This window comes from Leptothrix ochracea, from assembly GCF_041083635.1.
In the GTDB taxonomy this organism is placed as follows: Bacteria; Pseudomonadota; Gammaproteobacteria; order Burkholderiales; family Burkholderiaceae_C; genus Sphaerotilus; species Sphaerotilus ochraceus.
Map to the genome: position 1 here is coordinate 35,316 of NZ_JBFPHB010000015.1, position 19,238 is coordinate 54,553.

A 19,238-nucleotide genomic window follows, 5' to 3' on the forward strand; every position below is an offset into this window, starting at 1 on the left:
TCCAAACCATGAGGGTCAACCCGTAATTATGGTGGAACCGGGTGGATGGCCCATGACCAAGCTCACCGCCCGCACCCCAACCCCTCTTCCACAGACGTGGGCGAGGGGCTTGAGCCGTGCAGCACACCCGTTCCCCTTTTGCCCGTTCGCCCTGAGCTTGTCGAAGGGCCGGTGTGCCAAGCAAGCTGGGCTTCGACAAGCTCAGCCCGAACGGTGGTGTGGTGCTCAGGGCCAACAGGTAAGTCAGGACCGACCTGACATTTTTCCGACAGCAAAGTCAAAGTCTTGCGAGCATCGCCTACGATGGCGCTCGCTTTACACGACCTGCTTGGAGGAAACATGCGTCTCGAACAACTGTTGCAATGTGTCGAAACAAGTTCTGTGATTCGGTATGCCGTTCAATTGGCACCCCTGAGTGGTGATGGACTGGTTTGTCCACCGACGTACGCCGCAGCCAAGCGCGGAGACCCCCCATACATCGCATTTCGTTCAGCCTATATCGACGGAGCAGTCCGCCAAGTCGTGGTGCTGGACTCGCCTCAAAGCCAATCCAACCGAATTGAATCGGCTCTCCTTGCAGCCAGCCGAGCCAAGCGGATCGCCTACCCAGACATTGAAATTGCTTTTCCGCCTGACAGCGGTGAACCGATTTATTCGGTGTTGCAGCTTTCCCACCGGGTTTATGACGCTGTGATGCGGGCCGCTTTGCTGGGTGATCAGCCCTTCTTCGAGACGGGCATCGGGCGAGCAATTGTGTCGGCTCGGATTTCTTCCGCCGAACCGCTTTTGACCCATGCGCCCGTCACGCTGTTGCTGGGTGCTTGGGATAGCAATGGCGGCGCTGGCCCCTTGGCAGCCAAGATTCCACGGCTATTGACCTCAGAAATCGTTGGATTAGACGCCCAACCAGCATCGATTTCTGCAACCAAGTTTGATCCGATGGACATCCGCAGCATGGTGGCGGAACTGGTTGGCACGAATGACCCCGTGCGACGCTTTGAAATCAAGTCGCCGACAGGCAAGTCCAAAGATAAAGGCAAAAAACCCAGCGAGTTTGGTTTTGGTAGCGTGCCATCCACGGCCGCACCACGGGCGGCGGTGATCAGTGGAGCGATGCAATCGAGCGTTTTGTCGTGCTCGGGGTTACGCCAAATTTCTTTCCCCGATGGTTCCGGTGAGATCAACCCCGAACGCGATCAAGCCGGCCGAGCCGTCTTGGCGGCCTTGGGTCTGTACGGGCTGATTGCACAGAATGAAGCAGGATATTTGCTGCGCTCACGCTGCGAATTGATTCCCCGCGACGCTGGCCGCTTGGAAGTGCTCGGACGGACGTTGGCGGACACCGAAACGGTTCAACTGGACTCCGATGGAGCGCGACAACTCCTGACACAAGCCCGCGAACATGCCACGCAGTTTGGACTGGCTTTCCGCGATAGCGTGTTGCGTTTGACCGCCGATGATCGGCTGATTGATCTGGTCCGGCGTAGCCGTGAAGCGGCCTCGAAAGGGGATTCAGAGCAAGAAGCGTGAGGCTGGCCATGCTCCAGCTCCAGTTACGCTTTCCCAGCGGCCGCTACTGCGCGGCCAGCATGTCCGACCCTCGGCAGCCCGAGTGGCCACCTCACCCATCACGTGTTTTCTCGGCCTTGGTGGCCGCAGCCTATGCCCATGGAACGCGCACACCCACCGCCAGCGAGCGCCGTTTGTTGGAGCAATTGGAAGCGGCTGACCCACCCGCACTGACCTTTCCAGACGCCGACGTCAGCCTAGGAGCGGATGTCTTTGTGCCGGTCAATGATGAGAAAAATCGCGTCGTCTTCAACGACAAAAAAGGCCGGACACGCGGGGTCTTGCACCCCAATCGCCAAGTCCGCCAATTTCCAACAGCGTTCTTGCTCGGTGATCCAGAAGTCACGCTGACTTGGGCGCTCGACATGGACGACGCGTCGTTGGCCGTTTTGGATGGCATCGCCTCCCGCATTACCCATGTGGGAACCTCGCATTCGATGGCCACGGCCCGGTTCATCCGCCCTGAGGGCACGCCCGTGTTCCATTGGGTCCCGAATGATGTGCGTGGCACGCAGTATTTGCGGATCACTCGGCAAGGTCGGTTGGCTGAACTTGACCGACTGGCCACTGAAGGCGCGGGCACCGTTCGAAGGCCCCAACCTTTGCATGAAGTGCTGATGGCCTACGCCCCCGTTCAGGCCGAGCGCCAGGTGATACCGTCCACGCACACTTGGATCGGTTTGCGCCTGCTGGATGCCGCTTGGGGCGCAGACACAGCGCACACCTTGGCACGCGCTGTGCGTCGAGCCGTGATGTCCCTCTTGGGCGATGACGCCCCAGCGGCGGTGCATGGTCATGACGGCACCGTGGCCCACCTCGCGTGGCTACCACTTGCTGACGTCGGCCACCCCTTTGCACGCGGCAAGATCAGGGGCTTGGGGGTCGGTCTGCCAAAGTCGATGTCGCCGCGCGATCAGGCTTTAGCCTTAGCGGGCTTGGCCCGACTAGAACGGGTGGTCTTACCGGATGCCCAGATCGCTCGGGTGATGGCCAGCGTGGATGGGCCTGAAACGCCCACCGTTTTGCGCAGCAACACATGGCTCGGTCCGTCCACGCACTGGTCCACGGTCACACCGGTGTTGCTGGATCGCCCCCCAAAACGGCATGAACCAGCCCACCTTGTCGCAGCGGTGACCGAATCCCTTCGGCTCGCAGGCCTGCCTGAGCCAGTCAGCGTGCAGGTGTCTTCCAGCAGTGATTTCGATGGTGCGCCAGATGCTTTGGCCGTTCCGACACGCATACCGCGATTTCATGTGCGGGTGGTGTTTGCCGATCTGGTGGAGGGGCCGGTCATCGCCGGTCGATGGAAAAACTTCGGCATCGGGCTGTTCCGGCCGACCCCGAAGGAGTTCAGAACATGAACACGCTGTGTTTCAAGCCATATTTTCAGCGGCTGCATGGCTACGCCCCCTTTCCATGGCAAGTCAGGGCCGCCAACCACTTGGTGCAGCGCACCCCGATGGCCGTCACGGTCCCAACCGGCATGGGCAAATCGGCCATGGTGGATGCCGCTATCTGGGCTGCGGCCTCAGGCGGGTGGAGGCGCATTGTTTTTGTGGTGGATCGACGCATCGTGGTCGATGCCGTACACCAACGGGCTGAACGCATCAAAGCCAAGTTGCTCGCCTCCACCGATCCAGAACTACAGGCGCTCTCCGAACGAGTCGGTGATATGCAGGTGGTGCGCCTACGCGGCGGGGTGTTTGGGGATGACGATTGGGTGCTGTACCCCGAGCGTTTGACGGTTGTGCTGAGCACAGTGGATCAAATAGGCTCGCGACTGCTTTTTCGGGGCTACGGGGTGAGTCCCAAACGGTGGTCAATGCATGCTGGTTTTTTCGGGCATGACACCTTGGTGGTGGTCGATGAAGCGCATCTGTCCACAGCCTTTTTGCAAACCCTCCAGACCTTGCAAGAGCAGGGTGCCGGAATCAGCGTGGTGCCCATGTCGGCCACGCCACCCCCCGGCTGGGCTGGCCAAGTGATTGGACTCGAAGCTGCCGATCTTGCCACCGAAGGAGTGGCACAACGTCTGCGAACCAGCAAGCGAGCCATCTTGATGGAAGGCGGCACCACCGAAGACGAGCTGATTCGATTGGCGAGCGAACAAACCCAGCGACTTTTGGCGCATCCCGAGCACCGTCGTGTGCTTGTGGTTGTCAATCGGGTCGCCACGGCCCGACGCTGCTTTGAACGCCTACGTGCGCAAGGATTGGCTTGCACGTTGATCACCGGACGAGTCAGAGCGGTTGAACGTGATGAAGAACTGACCCACGTAGTGCCCTTGGTCAGCACCGAACGCACGCGCGAAACCAGCTCTGCGCCTTATGTGGTGGTTGCCACGCAAACGGTCGAAGTGGGCGCTGATTTTGACTTTGATGCGCTGGTGAGCGAATCGGCACCGCTGTCAGCCCTGCGGCAACGCTTTGGCCGATTGGATCGTTTGGGTCTGCGTGGGCATGCCGAGGCGGTGATCCTGCATCGCGCACTCAAGGAAGACAAAGACGATCCGGTGTACGGCCCTGCCCTTGCCCGTACTTGGGCGTGGTTGCAGGCCAACGCCGACATGGGTACGGTCGATTTTGGGATTGAGGCTTTAGAAGCCTTGCTCAGCGCACATCCGGCACCCTTGGAGCCCGCGCCTTTCGCACCATCCTTGCTACCAACCCATGTGCGCCTGCTGGCCCAAACCGGCGTTTGCGCACCCACGCTGGATATCAGTGCTTGGTTGCATGGTGTCCAAACTCGAGCACCAGATGTGCTGATGGTGTGGCGAGATGACTTGAGCGAAGCAGACACGGACGCATGGCCGCGTGCTTTGTCGTTGCTCCCACCCATGCTGCGCGAAGGTTTGGCCATGCCAGCCACCGCTGTCCGCCGTTGGTTGACGCGCGGCCGCCCCGGCGACGGGTGGCATGACGCCGGCTCAGACACCGACGACATCAGCGCCCTCGGCCCAGAGCCCGACCGGCCCGTGCTCTTATGGCGGGGGATCGATGACTGCCACGTGATCCCAGCCCAAGCCTTGAAGCCCGGTGACACCATCGTTTTGCCCACCCGTTATGGCGGCTGCGATACGTGGGGATGGGCACCCCACGTGAGCACAGCGGTGCGCGATCTGGCAGATATCTGCCAAGCCGAACGACACCGTGCCGGAGCCACCATGCAACGGGTGGTGTTGCGTCTGGCCGAAGGCCATTGGGACAGCTTTGGCGCAGCCACCGAGACGCTGCGCACCAAGGTGCAAGCCTTGATGCAATGGCAAGAAGCGCAGGCGACCAACGCTGAAGAGGACCTTGAAGACACCATCGAAGCGGCCCGAGAGGATCTGCTTGACGCCCTGAGAGCCAGTGGTCATCCGTTGATCGAATGCATGCACGAGATGCAGATCGAACCGCATCCTGCCGGGGTGGTGGTTTCAGGTCGCGGAGCCCATGAAGGCCAAGACACCGTGGAAACCGGCTGTGTCGTGGCGTTGGATGTGCATCTGGCCGATGTCGGGCGCTGGGGAGCCCACTTGGCGGGGAACGACCCGCTGGCCCAGACCATCGAGGCGGCGGGCAAAGTGCATGACATCGGCAAGGCTGAGCCGCGCATGCAAAACCTGTTGCATGGTCACCCCTTGGCCGCAGCACGCGGGCCGCTTTTGGCCAAGTCAGGCATGCGACGCAACGATCAACGCTTGGCAGCGCTGGCGGCGTCGGGCCTGCCTCGCGGCTTTCGGCATGAATTTGCCAGCTTGGACCTGTGCGTCATCGACGACGAACTGACGCGCTATTTGGTGGCGACCCATCACGGCCACGGGCGGCCTTGGCTCAACCCGTGCGAAGACCCGCAGGCAAAGGGAGCCAAGTTTGCCCGTCTGGATGCCCATTGGCCGGCGGTCTGGGCACGCAGCGTGACCAGTCTTGGCCCTTGGGGCTTGGCGTGGGCCGAATGCTTGTTGCGCGCAGCGGATGCACGCGCTTCGAAGGAAGAGGAAGAAGGGGATCGGCATGGATGACGTGGTTGAACTCACAGGCTTGCCCGTGGCATCACCAATCTGCTTCATGGCCGCCTTGGGCTTGTTGCGGATCTGCACGCAGGATCACGGCCAAGACGTGCAGTTGTCGTGGTCACACCATGCTCGGCTGCATGGCATGGACCGTACAACGCTTGCCGCGCTGCTGAGCGAACACATGCGGGAGCGCTCCAAAGCTTTGGAATTCAATTTCGAAGTCACTGATGAGCGCGGTGGTCGCCAGCCGGTCACGCATCTACGCACCATCCAGCCGCAGGACTATCGCGCTGCCGTCGCAGCCTGCCGTGGTGATGCTCGGGCCTTGGGGTTTCTCGCCGGGTTTGCCACCGATACGGTGGTCAGTGACAAGGGCTTTGTGGCGCGCACTCGGCTGGATTTCAGCTCAGGTCAGCAAAAGCTGATGCATGACTTCCGCACCTTGGCCGCCGACCTCGATCCCAAAACCAAACGCCCGGCGTTTCCCTTGGCCACACGCATTGAACGTGCGCTCTACGGAGGGCCGTATGAGGAACGCCACACCTTGGGATGGGATCCGGTCAGCTTGATGACCCATGCCCACCAAAAGGAAGCCCCCACCGACAGCGCCACACCCGGTCAACCGATGACCATCTGGCTCGCCATCGAAGCCTTGCCCCTGCACCCCGTCATCCCCATCGAACCCCAACGCGCCCGCACCACCGGCTTTGCCAGTGCCAGCGCCTACGTCTGGCCGCAATGGTCGGTGCCCTTGACCCTGAACGAAGTCGAACTCCTACGTCACCGCCCCGTCGAAACCCTCCACCGCCTCCCCGACCTCAGCGCCCTTTGGTCGTCCAACGTCACCAGCGTCGGCAAATACGGCTTTCTCCTCCCCGCTACGCGAACCTCATGTATCAGGCTTCACCCAGAGACATTCGCGAAGGAAGAAAACGCTGGTTAATCAAAGAGTTGTACAAGACATGCCGTTATTTGACGCAGAAGCATGCCCACCCAATTGGCGTTTCGCGCCACGTGAAATAAAAACATAGCTGTCACAGACAGTTGGCCGCATAGGCCGCATTACCCAACCGCTGGCTGGGCATCGTTGAAGCACTGCGTGGCAGGAGGCTCTGGCGTCGGCGTGGTCCGCATTACCCAACCGCTGGCTGGGCATCGTTGAAGCTGAGCAAGAAAGCCGGTTGACCGCCATGGCAGCCCCGCATTACCCAACCGCTGGCTGGGCATCGTTGAAGCAGCCGTCGCGTCAATGCTGGGCAATGGGATGAGGCCGCATTACCCAACCGCTGGCTGGGCATCGTTGAAGCAGCCATCAAGTTTTTGAAGGATGAAGGTTATCAAGCCGCATTACCCAACCGCTGGCTGGGCATCGTTGAAGCTTCAAGGCCCCTGTTCGCCGCACCGCTTTAATCGTCCCGCATTACCCAACCGCTGGCTGGGCATCGTTGAAGCAAGCCACCGTCACAGCCCCGGCGGTGTGGTCGGGCCGCATTACCCAACCGCTGGCTGGGCATCGTTGAAGCAGGCGCTTGGCGCGCCCAGGTGGCGCGGCTTGGGGCCGCATTACCCAACCGCTGGCTGGGCATCGTTGAAGCATCAACTCGGCCTGCGCATCGTCCCATTGGCCAGCCGCATTACCCAACCGCTGGCTGGGCATCGTTGAAGCAGACTGGCTCGGAGTTCGAGCGGAACATGCTGTTTCCGCATTACCCAACCGCTGGCTGGGCATCGTTGAAGCACCCATGCCCTGCAAGGACTGACATATGACCACCACCGCATTACCCAACCGCTGGCTGGGCATCGTTGAAGCCCGAAAGACGAATCCACCCCTTGGGGCGGTACGGCCGCATTACCCAACCGCTGGCTGGGCATCGTTGAAGCTTCGACCAGCTTGGTCGCAAAGTAGCGTGAGAGGGCCCGCATTACCCAACCGCTGGCTGGGCATCGTTGAAGCCCGAAAGACGAATCCACCCCTTGGGGCGGTACGGCCGCATTACCCAACCGCTGGCTGGGCATCGTTGAAGCACAGCGTAAAAAGGAAAAGCTATGACCATGGCATCTTCCGCATTACCCAACCGCTGGCTGGGCATCGTTGAAGCAGGCTATTGGATCTGATCGCGGACGGTGCGCCGCATCCGCATTACCCAACCGCTGGCTGGGCATCGTTGAAGCGCGTAGGCGAGCTTTTCGGCTGCAAGACGTGCATCCGCATTACCCAACCGCTGGCTGGGCATCGTTGAAGCTGATCATCAATTGCTGCCATTCCGCACCTGCTCCACCGCATTACCCAACCGCTGGCTGGGCATCGTTGAAGCTGAAGCTATCAAACAAATCAGTAAAGATAATGTTCCGCATTACCCAACCGCTGGCTGGGCATCGTTGAAGCACCTATAACGTGGCTCCGCCTGCTGCCATAGGCACCCCCGCATTACCCAGCCGCTGGCTGGGCATCGTTGAAGCTACGACTCGGCCGCCAAGCGCAGCCAAGAAGGCACCGCATTACCCAGCCGCTGGCTGGGCATCGTTTGGGTTGGGTAAGAGCCAAGCAGGCTGGGCTTCGACAAGCTCAGCCCGAACGGTGGTGTGGTTCTCGGGCCCTTCGACCAAGCTCAGGGCGAACGGTAAAAAACACTCCCCTCGCCCGCAAACGCGGGCTGGGGGATGACGCAGCGATCAAGATCACCATCCTCTGCGCCTTATCAAGGCCTGAAAGCGCTCGCCATACGCAGAATCAACGCATCAGCTGTTTCACATCGGGAGAAAGCCATGCACAACCACACCCAACGCCATCACTGGTTGCTTATCGCTTTGGGCCTGATGTTGGCCTTGCTGGCTTGGTCGGGGGTGCGACCCTATGACCGGGCGACGTGGTGGATGGAGATCGCACCGATCTTGATCGCGGTGCCGGTGATGCTTCTCAGCTACCGCCGCTTCCCGCTCAGTTCACTGCTGTACGTCCTGATTTTTTGGCACGCGGTGGTGTTGATGGTGGGCGGGGCTTACAGCTATGCGCGGGTGCCATTAGGGTTTGAGATCGCGCAGCTGCTGGGCTTGCATCGCAACCCTTACGACAAGATCGGTCACTTCTTCCAAGGACTGGTGCCGGCGCTGGTGGCGCGGGAAATCTTGCTCCGGGGCGGCTTTGTGCAAGGTCGCAAGATGGTGGTTTTTCTGGCCATCTGCGTCGTCATGGCCATCAGCGCGACCTATGAACTGATCGAATGGGGCGCAGCCCTCGCCATGGGGCAAGGCGCGGATGAATTCCTTGGCACCCAAGGAGACCCGTGGGATACCCAATCGGACATGTTCTTTGCCCTGCTGGGCTCGGTGGCGGCGCTGCTGACGCTGACCCGTCTTCAGGATCGGCAAATCGCAGCGATGGGGGGCAAGACCCCGCCCCCCAAGCAGCGTGAGGCTTAATCAGCGGCCATCGCCTCCACCTTCACAAACCCGGCCACCACCACGCCGGGGCGGGCGCGTTTGGCGGTGTGGGTGGCGAGGCGGGCGCCTTTGAGTTCGTCGTCGCGCGCTTTGGCACCTCGGCCTTGGCCGGTGAGGCGCAGGCTCAGGTGGAAGGGTTGAACGGCGATCAGCGGGTCCGTGAGCGGGTCGGTGGCCCCGATCAGGGTCAGGCCTCGGCCGCCGCCGGGTTGGTGCTTCAGCTCCGTCAGCGGATAGACCAACAAGCGACCGCTGCGGCTCAGGCACGCCGCTTGGGTGTGGCTGGCGCTGAGGCGCATGGGGCGCAGGGGCTGCTCGCCAGGCTCAAGGCTCAGGAAGCTCTTGCCGCCCTTTTGACGACTCACCATGTCGGCCACGCTGGCGATCAGGCCGGTGCCACCGCTCTGAGCCAACCAAAAGCGCGTCTCGGGCGCGGCGGCCACGTAGTGCAGCGGCTGGGTGCCGGGCTCAAGGTCGATCAAGCTGGTGATGGGCTGGCCGTCGCCGCGCGCGCCCGGCAAACTGCTGACGGCCACGGTGTAGACCCGGCCGTGGCTGCCCAGCACCAAAAGCGGATCGACGGTGCGGCACTCGAAGGTGGCGTACAGGCCATCGCCCGCCTTGAACGCAAAGGCGCTGGCCTCGTGACCATGGCCTTGGCGGCTGCGCACCCAGCCTTTTTGGCTGATGACCACCGTCACCGGCTCGTCGAGCACTTTCAACTCGGTCACGGTCTTTTTCTCGGCCTGAATCAAGGTGCGGCGCTCGTCGCCGTACTGCTTGGCGTCGGCCTCGATCTCCCGAATCATGTGCCGCTGCAAGACCTCAGGGTGCGCCAGCAGGTTTTCCAACTGCTGCTGCTCGCTGCGCAGCTGGGCCAGCTCCTGCTCGATCTTCAAATGCTCCAAGCGGGCGAGTTGACGCAGACGGATTTCAAGGATGTCGTCGGCTTGGCGCTCGCTCAGGGCGAACTGCGCGATCAAAGCGGCCTTGGGCTCGTCGCTGTCGCGGATCACGCGGATCACAGCGTCCAGATTCAGCCAAACGATCTGCCGACCTTCAAGCACATGGATGCGCTCCAGCAGCCGATCCAAGCGGTGCTGGCTGCGACGCCGCAGCGTGACTTGGCGGAAGTCGAGCCACTCTTGCACGATGGTGCGCAAGCCCTTTTGCACCGGCCGACCGTCCAGACCGATCATGGTCATGTTGATCGGCACCGAGGTTTCCAAGCTGGTGTGGGCCAACAGCAACGCGATCAGCTCTTGGACATCGGTGGTGCGACTGCGCGGCTCCAGCACCAAACGCACCGCCGCCGTTTTGCCCGACTCATCGCGCACGGTGTCGAGCACGTTCAGCACCAAAGCCTTGAGCTGCACCTGATCGGGCGTGAGCGCCTTCTTGCCCAGCTTGATCTTGGGGTTGGTCAGGGCCTCGATTTCTTCCAGAATTCTTTGCGAGCTGGTGCCCGGCGGCAACTCCGTCACCACCCATTGCCACTGCCCGCGTGCCAGCTCTTCGATGACCCAGCGCGCCCGCACTTTGATCGAGCCGCGCCCGCTGCGGTATGCCGCTTGCACTTCTTCGCTGCTGGCGATGATCTGCGCCCCGCCGGGAAAGTCGGGCCCCGGCAAAAGGGCGTACATCGCCTCGTCCGACAAGCTCGCGTCACGCAGCAACGCCACCGCCAAGGCGGCCACTTCGCGCAGGTTGTGGCTCGGGATCTCGGTGGCCAAACCGACCGCCACGCCGCTAGCACCGTTGAGCAGCACAAAAGGCAACCGCGCCGGCAGCTGGCGCGGCTCTTCGGTCGAGCCGTCGTAGTTGGGCATGAAATCGACCGTTCCGGCGTCGATCTCGTCCATCAACAAGCGCGCAATCGGGGCCAAACGCGCTTCGGTGTAGCGCATCGCCGCCGCACCGTCGCCGTCGCGGCTGCCAAAGTTGCCTTGGCCGTCGATCAGCGGATAGCGCAGCGAAAAGTCCTGCGCCATGCGCACCATGGCGTCATAGGCCGCTTGGTCACCGTGCGGATGGAAACGCCCCAGCACATCGCCCACCACCCGCGCACTCTTGACCGGCCTCGCACCACTTGCAGCACTTACGCCCGTTGCCCCGGCTGTGCCACGGGAGATCGACGTCGCCAAACCCATGCGATGCATGGCGTAAAGAATGCGCCGCTGCACCGGCTTTTGGCCGTCGCACACATCCGGCAACGCCCGCCCCTTGACCACGCTCAAGGCGTACTCCAGGTAAGCCCGCTCGGCGTAATGCGCCAAGGTCAGGGCGTCGGCGCTTGGGGTGTCTTCCATCACGCTCATACCCTCAAGCCCCATGGCACTTTTTGTACTTTTTGCCGCTGCCGCAGGGGCATGGGTCGTTGCGGCCGACCTTGGGGGTTTCGCGCACAAAGGGTTGTGGCAACTCGCTCAGGGCTTCGCGGGCATAGGCCGCACCGACGCCTTCATCTTCAACTTCGGTGGGGTGATACCACCACGCCACTTCGGTTTGCACATCGACGGGGTAGCCCCGACCGTTGTCACGCATTTCGCGCACATGCTCTTCCAAGGGCGTGTTCAGGTTCTTTTCAAGGTAAGCCCAGTCGGCGAATTCCTCGTGCAACACGCCGCTGTCGATCCACGCCTTGAGTTGCGGGCCCAGCTCTTGGGCGCTGATGTCCGCCGCCACCGTCGCCACGGCGTCGAGCAAGGTCAGATCCCCCAGATCTTCATCGGTGGCCGGGGCTGGGCCTTGACCGGCAGCGCGCAGCGCGGTTTGGCGCTCGGCTTCGCGCGTGCCCAGATCTTGCAAATACGCGATCAGCTCAGCGCGCTCGGCGTCGCCTTCGAGCACGCGCACCGCCCAGCCGTCGAGCGCGGCCATGCGCACCCAAAGCGAGGCCTTGTCGTCTTCGATCAGCGTTTTGAACGGCTCCAGATGGCCGTCACAGACCGCCGCCAAGCAGCGGCCGTAGCTTTGATGCACCACGTCCCCCAGCAGCTCATCCATCACCAAGTGCGCGTCGAGCCGGCCGATGGCGATCAGCGGCGCATAGGCACGGGTATCGCGGCCCACGGCCAGCCAGTGCATCGCCAGCATGTGCAAGGCGTAGTCCGGCATGCACGCTGGCTCAGGGTCGGCCGCCACATCGATCAGCACTTGCACCATAGGCTCGGCGAAGGCGGCGCGCTGGGCGTCGAGCTGCGCCATGGCCGCTTCGGGATAGAGCTCGGTGATCGTCTCAATCTGCGCCCGCAGGGCCGGCCAGTCGGCCAAAGGGGTCGCAGCAGCATCAGGAGGCAAAAAGGACGTGTTCAAAGCAGCCATCTTTCTCAAAGGGAGCGATTAAACCGCAGCCATGACGACGATGCCATCGTCGTCGGCCACCAAGTGGTCGCCGGGACGCACCCAGACGCCTTGAATTTGCACCGCCACATCGACCTGACCGGCTTGGCGGCGCTCGGTCGGCAGCGGCATAGCGGCCAAAGCCACGATGCCGACTTGCGCTTGGGCCAGCTCGGCCACATCCCGCACGCAGCCATCCACCACCACCCCGGCCCAGCCGTTCTTGGCCGCAGCGGCGGCGATGTTGCCGCCGATCAAGGCCCGGCGCAGCGAGGCCGCACCATCGACCACCAGCACCCGACCCAAGCCGGGGCCTTCGAGCAAGGCTTTGACGGAGGTGTTGTCCTCAAAGCATTTGACGGTGACCACCGGGCCGGCAAAGTGCCGCCAACCGCCAAAGGAGCGAAACACCGGCGGCAAAACGCGAAAAGCGCCGCTGCCGTCGCCCTTGTGGGTATCGCAAAGGTCGCAGGTGGACTGCGGAGAAGCCAACAGCGAAGACAGCGAAGACGGGGTCATGGAAGTCATCCCAATAAAAAAAAGAAGCCGTGCAGTGGAGCACGGCTTCTTCGCATCAAGCTGACAAAACAGGTGTCAGCTCAAGATCGGTCGGGCCTTGTCGGGGCTTTAGATCCCAGCTTGGCCGAGGCTTTGCAGGAACTGATCGGCCGGTTGATAGCCGATCACGTGCGCCCCGGCCACTTCTTGCCCCTTGGCATCAAAGAAGATGATGCCGGGAGGGCCAAAGAGACCGAACCGCTTCATCAGCGCCTTGTCGTCGGCCGAGTTGGCCGTGACGTCGGCTTGCAGCAGCAACACACCCGCCAGCTTGGCTTGGACGCGCGGATCGTGGAAGGTGAACTTCTCGAACTCCTTGCAAGCCACGCACCAGTCGGCAAAGAAGTCGAGCATCACCGGCTTGCCAGCGCTGGCCAAAGCGGCGTCGAGTTCAGCCACCGACTTGATGCGCTTGAAGCTCGGACCCTTGGCCACCGCAGCGCCCTCACCGGCAGCGCCAGCGTGGCTGCTACCGATCAGGTGAGCCAGCGGCTGCATCGGATCTTGACCGCCCGAGAGTGCGCCCACCAATTGCATGCCACCGACGATGGCGATGATGATGCCCAGCCCCTTGATGAAGCGTGAACCGCCGGTCGCATGCAACGGCAGGCTGTCAAAGGCGTGCATGAACGAAGCACTGATCAGCAGCAAAGTCGCCCAAGCCAGCATCAGCAGCCACGTCGGCAGCACCGGGGTGATCATCCAAATCGCCACCGCGATCAGCATCACACCGAAGAAGCGCTTGACGCCGTCCATCCAGCCGCCAGCTCGCGGCAGCAAGGAGCCCGCCGACAGGCCCACCAGCAGCAACGGGGTGCTCATGCCGCAAGCCAGCGCAAACAGCGCCAAACCGCCCAAGAGCACGTCCTTGGTTTGACTGATGTAGACCAGCGCGCCGGCCAACGGAGCTGCCACGCAAGGACCCACGATCAGGGCCGACATGCCGCCCATCAAGAACACGCCGATGTAGCTGCCACCTTCGATCTGGCTCGACTTTTCCGTCAAACGGGTCTGGATGAAGCTGGGCATTTGCAGCTCATAGAAACCAAACATCGACATCGACAACGTCACCAGCAAGGCCCCAAAGCCCAGCAACACGCCCGGCTTTTGCAGCGCAGCCGCCAAACCTTCACCGGCCAGACCCGCAGCCACACCGAAGGCGGTGTAGACCAGCGCCATGCCCAGCGAATAGGCCACGGCCAACGTGAAGCCCCGCAGACGCGAAACGTTTTCACCTTGACCGACGATGATCGAGGACAGGATAGGCACCATCGGCAGCACGCAAGGCGTGAACGACAACAGCAGACCGGCCAGCAAGAACACGCCCACGACGGTCAGCAAGCTGCCCGAGCGCAACGCAGCGTCGATGCCCGAACCTTCTGACTTCTTGACCGCAGGTGTGGAAGCCGGCGAAACCTCGACGGCGGCAACTTGCGGAGCCGCAGCAACCGGGGTCATGGCCGAACCCGTCAGCAACTGAGCCGGAGCGCTGGCAGCCGGGTCGAAGCGAGCGGCTTCGTCATCGCTCAGAATCTGCACGCTGCTCAGGGCCCCACCCGTGCTGCTGACACGCAGCACTTGGGTGCGCGGTGGGTAGCACAGGCCCTTCTCGGCACACCCTTGATAGCCCACGCTGAGCTTGAAATCGGCAGGAGCGGCTTGCACCGGCAGACCCACGATCAAGGTGTCGTGATAGATCTCAACTTCCTTGCCGAAAGTTTCGTCAAACTTCTTGATCGCGGCCGGCAGCACCGGCTGACCCAAGACCACAGCCGCCGGAGCCGCTTCAAAGCTCAGGCGTTCACGGTACAAGTGGTAGCCCTTGGCCACTTCAAAACGCAGTTCCAGGGTCCGGGCATCCGCCACTCGGCTGCTGAGCTTGAAGGCCTGATCGGGCTCCAAAAACTCTTCTGCGGCCTGTGCCGGCACCAAGGTTTGCAAAAAGAGCAACGTCAAGGCGAGTGCAGCCATCAGCAGCTCTCTCGCTCGTTGGTGCAACTGCAGGGTCCATCCGCCCCCGGCGGCCCCCAGAACAATGCGTGGATTCATGGTTTTCTCGGTTGTTGAAGAAGGACTCAAAAGAATGCTGGGAAAAGAACGCTGAGCCTCATACACCCTCTTGGGTGATGTGACCGTCTTGATCGATCGCGAGAAAGCCGACGCCCTGCCCCCGCAGGAAATCCAAGGCGTCACCTTCAAGCAGCATCGCAATTGTGGTCAGCGCCCCGGCAGCCAAGCAGCCCGGCGCCACCACGCTGACAGAACGCCAATAGCTCACCGGCCAGCCGGTGCGCGGATCAAGGATGTGGCAATAACGCCGCCCTTGGTGTTCGATGCTGCGCTCATAGTCACCACTGGTGGCCAAAGCGCCGCCCGACAAATCGATGCCCGCAATCACCGCGCCATCCACACGTGGATGCGCAATGCCCATGCGCCAAGGCAAACCGTCCGACTGAGGCCCCAGCACCCGGATGTCGCCACCCAGGTTGACGAAGCCACTGGTGGCTCCCGCGTCGATCAGCCGCGTGGCCACACGGTCTGCGGCGTATTCCTTGCCCAGACCGCCAAAGTCCAGCTCCATACCGCGCTGGGTCAGCTCGATACGGCGTGAACTTTCATGCCAATGCACTTTGTCCCAGCCGATGCAAGGCAAAACGGCATCGATGTCAGCTTGGGTCGGGATGCGGTCGGTGCGGAAATTCCACGCCCGACGCAGCACGCCTGACGTCATATCAAAGCGGCCTTGGCTGCCCAGATAAAGCTTGGAGGCCAAGTTGAGCAGCGCGGCCGTTTCAGCATCCACAGCCACCGCCTGACCACTGCCCGCGCTGACATTGATGCGCGACACGACGCTGTCAGCGCGGTAGCGCGAAAACTTGGCTTCGATACGCCGCACTTCCGCCACCACCTCTTCCGCCAAAGCGCGCGCCTTGGCCTCGTCGAGCCGAGCCAGCCTGAGCCGACACGGCGAGCCCATGGCCATGAATTCGAAGCCGAATTCCGGCCCCGCTGGATGGCCTTCCGGCCGAACCAGTTGGGATTTGGGCAATGCAGCGTTGGTCAACACAGCAGCATCGAATCAGTGCCGAGCATCAGGCATCAGAAGCGGTAGCTCGCCCCGATTTGCAGGAACGAGGCAGTGAAGGCATCCACGCCCGGCGAACCCGCACCGGTGAGACGCCAGCCCGCCATCTGCTTGTAGAGCTCGTACTTGACGTCGGCACTCCAGTGCTGATTGATGCGGTACTCCGCCTTCGCTCCCGCAGTGACGGCACCAAAGGCCGACAGACGCTGATCCGCCGAGAAGAAGGCTTGCCCGGTGGGTGACCAATACGGATTGCCGGCGACAGGATCGAAATAGAACGACGCCGCCTTTTGTGCGTAGTAGCGTGCACTCGGGGTCACGACAAGGTTGTCGTTCACCGGGATCACATAAGCGGTATCGACCGTGTGTGCCTTGATGCCGTAGGTATCGCTGTAATAGCGATAGTTGCTGCGCAAGGTGGTGCCACGGTTGGTGAAATGGTGGTTCCAGCGCACCAAAACAACCGTGGCATCACGGTTTTCGGGGCGTTGGTCGAAATTCTTGTAGGGATCGTTCAGATAACCGTTGGCCGTCTTCATGTTCAAGTTGACCTGAACCAAATCCAACGGACTCCAAGCTTGGGTCATCCCAACGATGAAATCCATCGAGGTTTTGGTCTTGCCCACAGCGACTTGATTGACCGAGTTGATCGAATCGTTGGAGCCGCCGATACCGGCATTCCACGTCGTGTTCTGGTTATCGCTGGCGATTCGACCATCCACTGACCAAGAATCGGACACGTAATCGTGCTCCGCCGAGTGCGAAATCCCGGCACCCACCGCTGCTCGTTCGAAGTAATGCGTGATCTTGCCGCCGTATTCATTGCGGGTGTCATGCATGCCGCCCACCCCGCCGACCACTTTGGTCGCACTGGAGATATCGGTGTGGGAGCGCGGTGTGGCACCAGACACTTGATCGCGCACCAAGGTACCGTCAAACGACCAGCGGTGACCCATGGGAGCCACGAGGTTGAGCGAGGTCGCATTGACGTTGATCCGGTCCAAACCGGGTTGGGCGTCGTGGTAGTTGAGCCACTTGACCGACAACGTCGCCTGCTCTGGGGCCAGCTCAGCGTGCGCCACTTGAGGCATCACACCGGGCAAAGCCAAAGCGGCCAAGGCCAACGCACCCAAAGGACGTGGTGCATCCACAGCAGCCCCAGTCGCGTTCTTTTCGTTCTTAGTTGCAGCCACAGCCACCTCCGCCCACCCCATAACCACCCGATGCATTTTCCTTGCTGCTATAGATGTGCTGGACGTAGCCCTGATCCAGAGCATCGGTCTCCATCGTCATCTCTTTTTTGGCCAGATCGGCCTTTTCCCAAGGCTGGGGCGGCTGGAAGGTGCTGCAACCGGCCAGCAGGGCAACCAGCATCACGCTGGCCACACCGACGCGGCGCTGCCATGTCATCGAAAGGGTCATGGGGATCTCCTAGGGTTCAACTCACTTGGCCGAGGCCGCAGCCAGTGCCTTGACGATTTGCTCTTCAAGGTGCGCCCGGTCTTCTTCACGGAAGCCACCGTGTTGCTCAATGACCTTGCCGTCAGCGCCGATCAACACAGCGGTGGGCATGCCCTTGATGCCGTAGGTGCGCGGTGCTTCGCCCTTGGGATCGAAGGCAACTTGGAACCTGGCGGGCGTATCGAGCAGGAACTTTTCAGCGTCGGCCTTCTTGGCGTCCAAGTTGACGGCCAACACTTGCAAACCCTTGGCACCGTACTTGGTCTGCATATCGTTCATCCACGGGAAGGATTGCTTGCAGGGGCCACACCACGAGGCCCAGAAATCGAGGTACACCACCTTGCCCTTGAACGAAGCCAGATTCAGGGCGCCTTTGGCGCTATCCACATGGATCTCGGGCGCAACTTCGCCCGCATGGGCGGCCATGGCACTCATCGGAGCGGTAGCAACGGCAGCCGCCGCAAAGGCAAGAGCAATCAGACGTTTCATGGTTCAGTCCTGAACAAAATTAAAAAAGACTTTGAAAAACGGGCCGGTACTCTCGCACCGGCCCGCCAAACCCGACTCTTGTGCCGGATAGGGGTCAACCTTTCGGGTCAGCCAGTACCTTAACGTGCGACCTTGGCACCGGGCAGACGCCGACGCAAAACAAAAGCAGCGCCACCGAGCATCAGTACCCAAAGCGGATCCATCGGACGATCAGCGCCGCCAAGGGTGCAGCCACCACCGCCAGCGTTGTTACCGGCCGTGGCCTGAGCCAAGCCCGTACCGCTGAAAGTCAGTGTGCCGGGCACTTGGCCGGTGGTCGTAATATCAAGGGTCGCAGTCTTGGCACCGGCTGTCGTCGGTTGGAAGGTGGTGCTCAGGGTACAAGAGGCATTGGCGGCCAAGGTTCCCACCGTCAGACAAGTCCCCGTCAGCGCCGTGAAGTCGGCGGAAGCCAGCGAGGGCACGACCACAGAAGCTGAGTCCGGGCCGCCAACGTTGGTCAAAGTGGCTGTCAAAGCAGCACTGGTCGAACCGACGGTCGTATTGGAAGCTGCCACCGTGGTGCTCGACCAGCTCAAGGGCGCCAGCACATTGGTGCCCTGCCCGCTCATCGTGACCACGTTGGTCGTGGGTGTTGCATTGGTGGTCAGCGTGAGGGTGTCTTGCACCGGGGTACCCAACCCTGTCGGTGTGAAGAGCACACCCACGGAGCACGTCGCCGCAGGCGCCACCGCAACCCCCGTGCAGGTATCTGCACCGGCCACCTTGGTGAATTGCGTACCAGACGTCAAGTTGGCCGAAGTCACGTTCAAGGTACCTTGACCGCTGTTGGTCACCGTGATGGTTTTAGTCCGCGATGCCGCATTCTGACGAGCCACATCCACGCTGCCAAAAGCCAAGGCCGTGGCACTCAAAGTCACAGCCGGCAAGGGGTTGCAACTACCACCGATGCAGGTCGCCAAAGCAGCGTTACCACGCGCTGTGGCGATGTACATGGCCAGATCGTTGTATTGGCTGTCGGTCATGGACGGACACACCATCTTGACGCCACATGCGTTTTTGATGGCCTGTGCACTGACACCGTTCCAAATTTTGGACATGTTCAATGTCCCGGGCGTGCTTCCGTGACATGCAAAACAACTACCCGCCGTGTAAAGGCTCTGTCCCGACGTGGCACTGGCCGCCATCGCATTGACGGAAACCGAGCCGAAGGCTGAAGCCACCAACAGCGTGGACAAGAGCGGACGCAACGAAGAGGTCAGTGAAGCGAGCTGGCGGTGAGTTGTGCGCATAAAT

General features: G+C 61.7%; 13 protein-coding genes, 2 pseudogenes and 1 CRISPR repeat array. Of the genes and pseudogenes, 5 read left to right on the forward strand and 10 right to left on the reverse strand.

Annotation, left to right across the window (positions count from 1 at the left end):
* Positions 1-339 precede the first annotated feature (339 nt).
* The 5 genes from cas7g (at position 340) to AB3X39_RS06835 (ending at position 8,986) form a co-directional block, all read left to right on the forward strand.
* Entirely contained in the window at positions 340-1,530 is a 1,191-nt protein-coding gene (gene cas7g / locus AB3X39_RS06815) for a type I-G CRISPR-associated RAMP protein Csb1/Cas7g (protein ID WP_369416611.1), read from the forward strand.
* A gap of 8 nt (positions 1,531-1,538) precedes the next feature.
* The gene (gene csb2, locus AB3X39_RS06820) at positions 1,539-2,930 is read left to right on the forward strand and encodes a type I-G CRISPR-associated protein Csb2 (RefSeq protein ID WP_369416612.1); all 1,392 of its coding nucleotides are present in this window, start codon (positions 1,539-1,541) and stop codon (positions 2,928-2,930) included.
* Positions 2,927-5,572 carry a type I-G CRISPR-associated helicase/endonuclease Cas3g gene (gene cas3g, locus AB3X39_RS06825; RefSeq protein WP_369416613.1) on the forward strand — a complete coding sequence of 882 codons (2,646 nt, stop codon included), beginning with the start codon at positions 2,927-2,929 and terminating at the stop codon, positions 5,570-5,572. The genes csb2 and cas3g overlap by 4 nt, the downstream gene beginning before the upstream one ends.
* Positions 5,565-6,509 (forward strand): type I-G CRISPR-associated protein, Cas3-extension family, encoded by a 945-nt coding sequence (locus AB3X39_RS06830; protein ID WP_369416614.1) that lies wholly within the window; start codon positions 5,565-5,567, stop codon positions 6,507-6,509. Before cas3g ends, AB3X39_RS06830 begins: the two co-directional genes overlap by 8 nt.
* Before the next feature lie 114 nt (positions 6,510-6,623).
* Positions 6,624-8,097: direct repeats of the CRISPR family, unit length 37 nt; unit sequence CCGCATTACCCAACCGCTGGCTGGGCATCGTTGAAGC.
* A 235-nt stretch (positions 8,098-8,332) separates the two neighbouring features.
* Positions 8,333-8,986, forward strand: coding sequence for a DUF2238 domain-containing protein (locus AB3X39_RS06835; RefSeq protein ID WP_369416615.1), 654 nt, complete (start codon positions 8,333-8,335; stop codon positions 8,984-8,986).
* Here AB3X39_RS06835 and parC read toward each other — a convergent pair.
* The 10 genes and pseudogenes from parC to AB3X39_RS06885 form a co-directional block, all read right to left on the reverse strand.
* Positions 8,983-11,316, reverse strand: a complete 2,334-nt coding sequence (parC, locus tag AB3X39_RS06840; RefSeq protein WP_369416616.1) for a DNA topoisomerase IV subunit A — start codon at positions 11,314-11,316, stop codon at positions 8,983-8,985. The genes AB3X39_RS06835 and parC overlap by 4 nt on opposite strands.
* A gap of 13 nt (positions 11,317-11,329) precedes the next feature.
* Positions 11,330-11,404 (reverse strand): annotated as a pseudogene (locus tag AB3X39_RS06845) (SEC-C metal-binding domain-containing protein); the annotation flags it as partial.
* Between the two features lie 387 nt (positions 11,405-11,791).
* Positions 11,792-12,331 (reverse strand): annotated as a pseudogene (locus tag AB3X39_RS06850) (DUF1186 domain-containing protein); the annotation flags it as partial.
* An 18-nt stretch (positions 12,332-12,349) separates the two neighbouring features.
* Entirely contained in the window at positions 12,350-12,868 is a 519-nt protein-coding gene (gene rraA / locus AB3X39_RS06855; RefSeq protein ID WP_369416617.1) for a ribonuclease E activity regulator RraA, read from the reverse strand.
* 108 nt (positions 12,869-12,976) lie between these two features.
* On the reverse strand, positions 12,977-14,878 hold the full coding sequence (gene dsbD, locus AB3X39_RS06860; protein WP_369416618.1) for a protein-disulfide reductase DsbD: 1,902 nt from the start codon (positions 14,876-14,878) through the stop codon (positions 12,977-12,979).
* Between the two features lie 136 nt (positions 14,879-15,014).
* Positions 15,015-15,971: an FAD:protein FMN transferase gene (locus AB3X39_RS06865; protein ID WP_369416619.1), complete on the reverse strand. Its 957-nt coding sequence runs from the start codon at positions 15,969-15,971 to the stop codon at positions 15,015-15,017.
* A 35-nt stretch (positions 15,972-16,006) separates the two neighbouring features.
* Positions 16,007-17,185: a DUF3570 domain-containing protein gene (locus AB3X39_RS06870; RefSeq protein ID WP_369416620.1), complete on the reverse strand. Its 1,179-nt coding sequence runs from the start codon at positions 17,183-17,185 to the stop codon at positions 16,007-16,009.
* The gene (locus tag AB3X39_RS06875; protein WP_369416621.1) at positions 17,172-17,414 is read right to left on the reverse strand and encodes a DUF4266 domain-containing protein; all 243 of its coding nucleotides are present in this window, start codon (positions 17,412-17,414) and stop codon (positions 17,172-17,174) included. Before AB3X39_RS06875 ends, AB3X39_RS06870 begins: the two co-directional genes overlap by 14 nt.
* A 21-nt stretch (positions 17,415-17,435) precedes the next feature.
* Entirely contained in the window at positions 17,436-17,942 is a 507-nt protein-coding gene (locus tag AB3X39_RS06880; RefSeq protein ID WP_369416622.1) for a TlpA family protein disulfide reductase, read from the reverse strand.
* Between the two features lie 119 nt (positions 17,943-18,061).
* Entirely contained in the window at positions 18,062-19,042 is a 981-nt protein-coding gene (locus AB3X39_RS06885) for a choice-of-anchor D domain-containing protein (protein ID WP_369416623.1), read from the reverse strand.
* Positions 19,043-19,238: the final 196 nt, after the last annotated feature.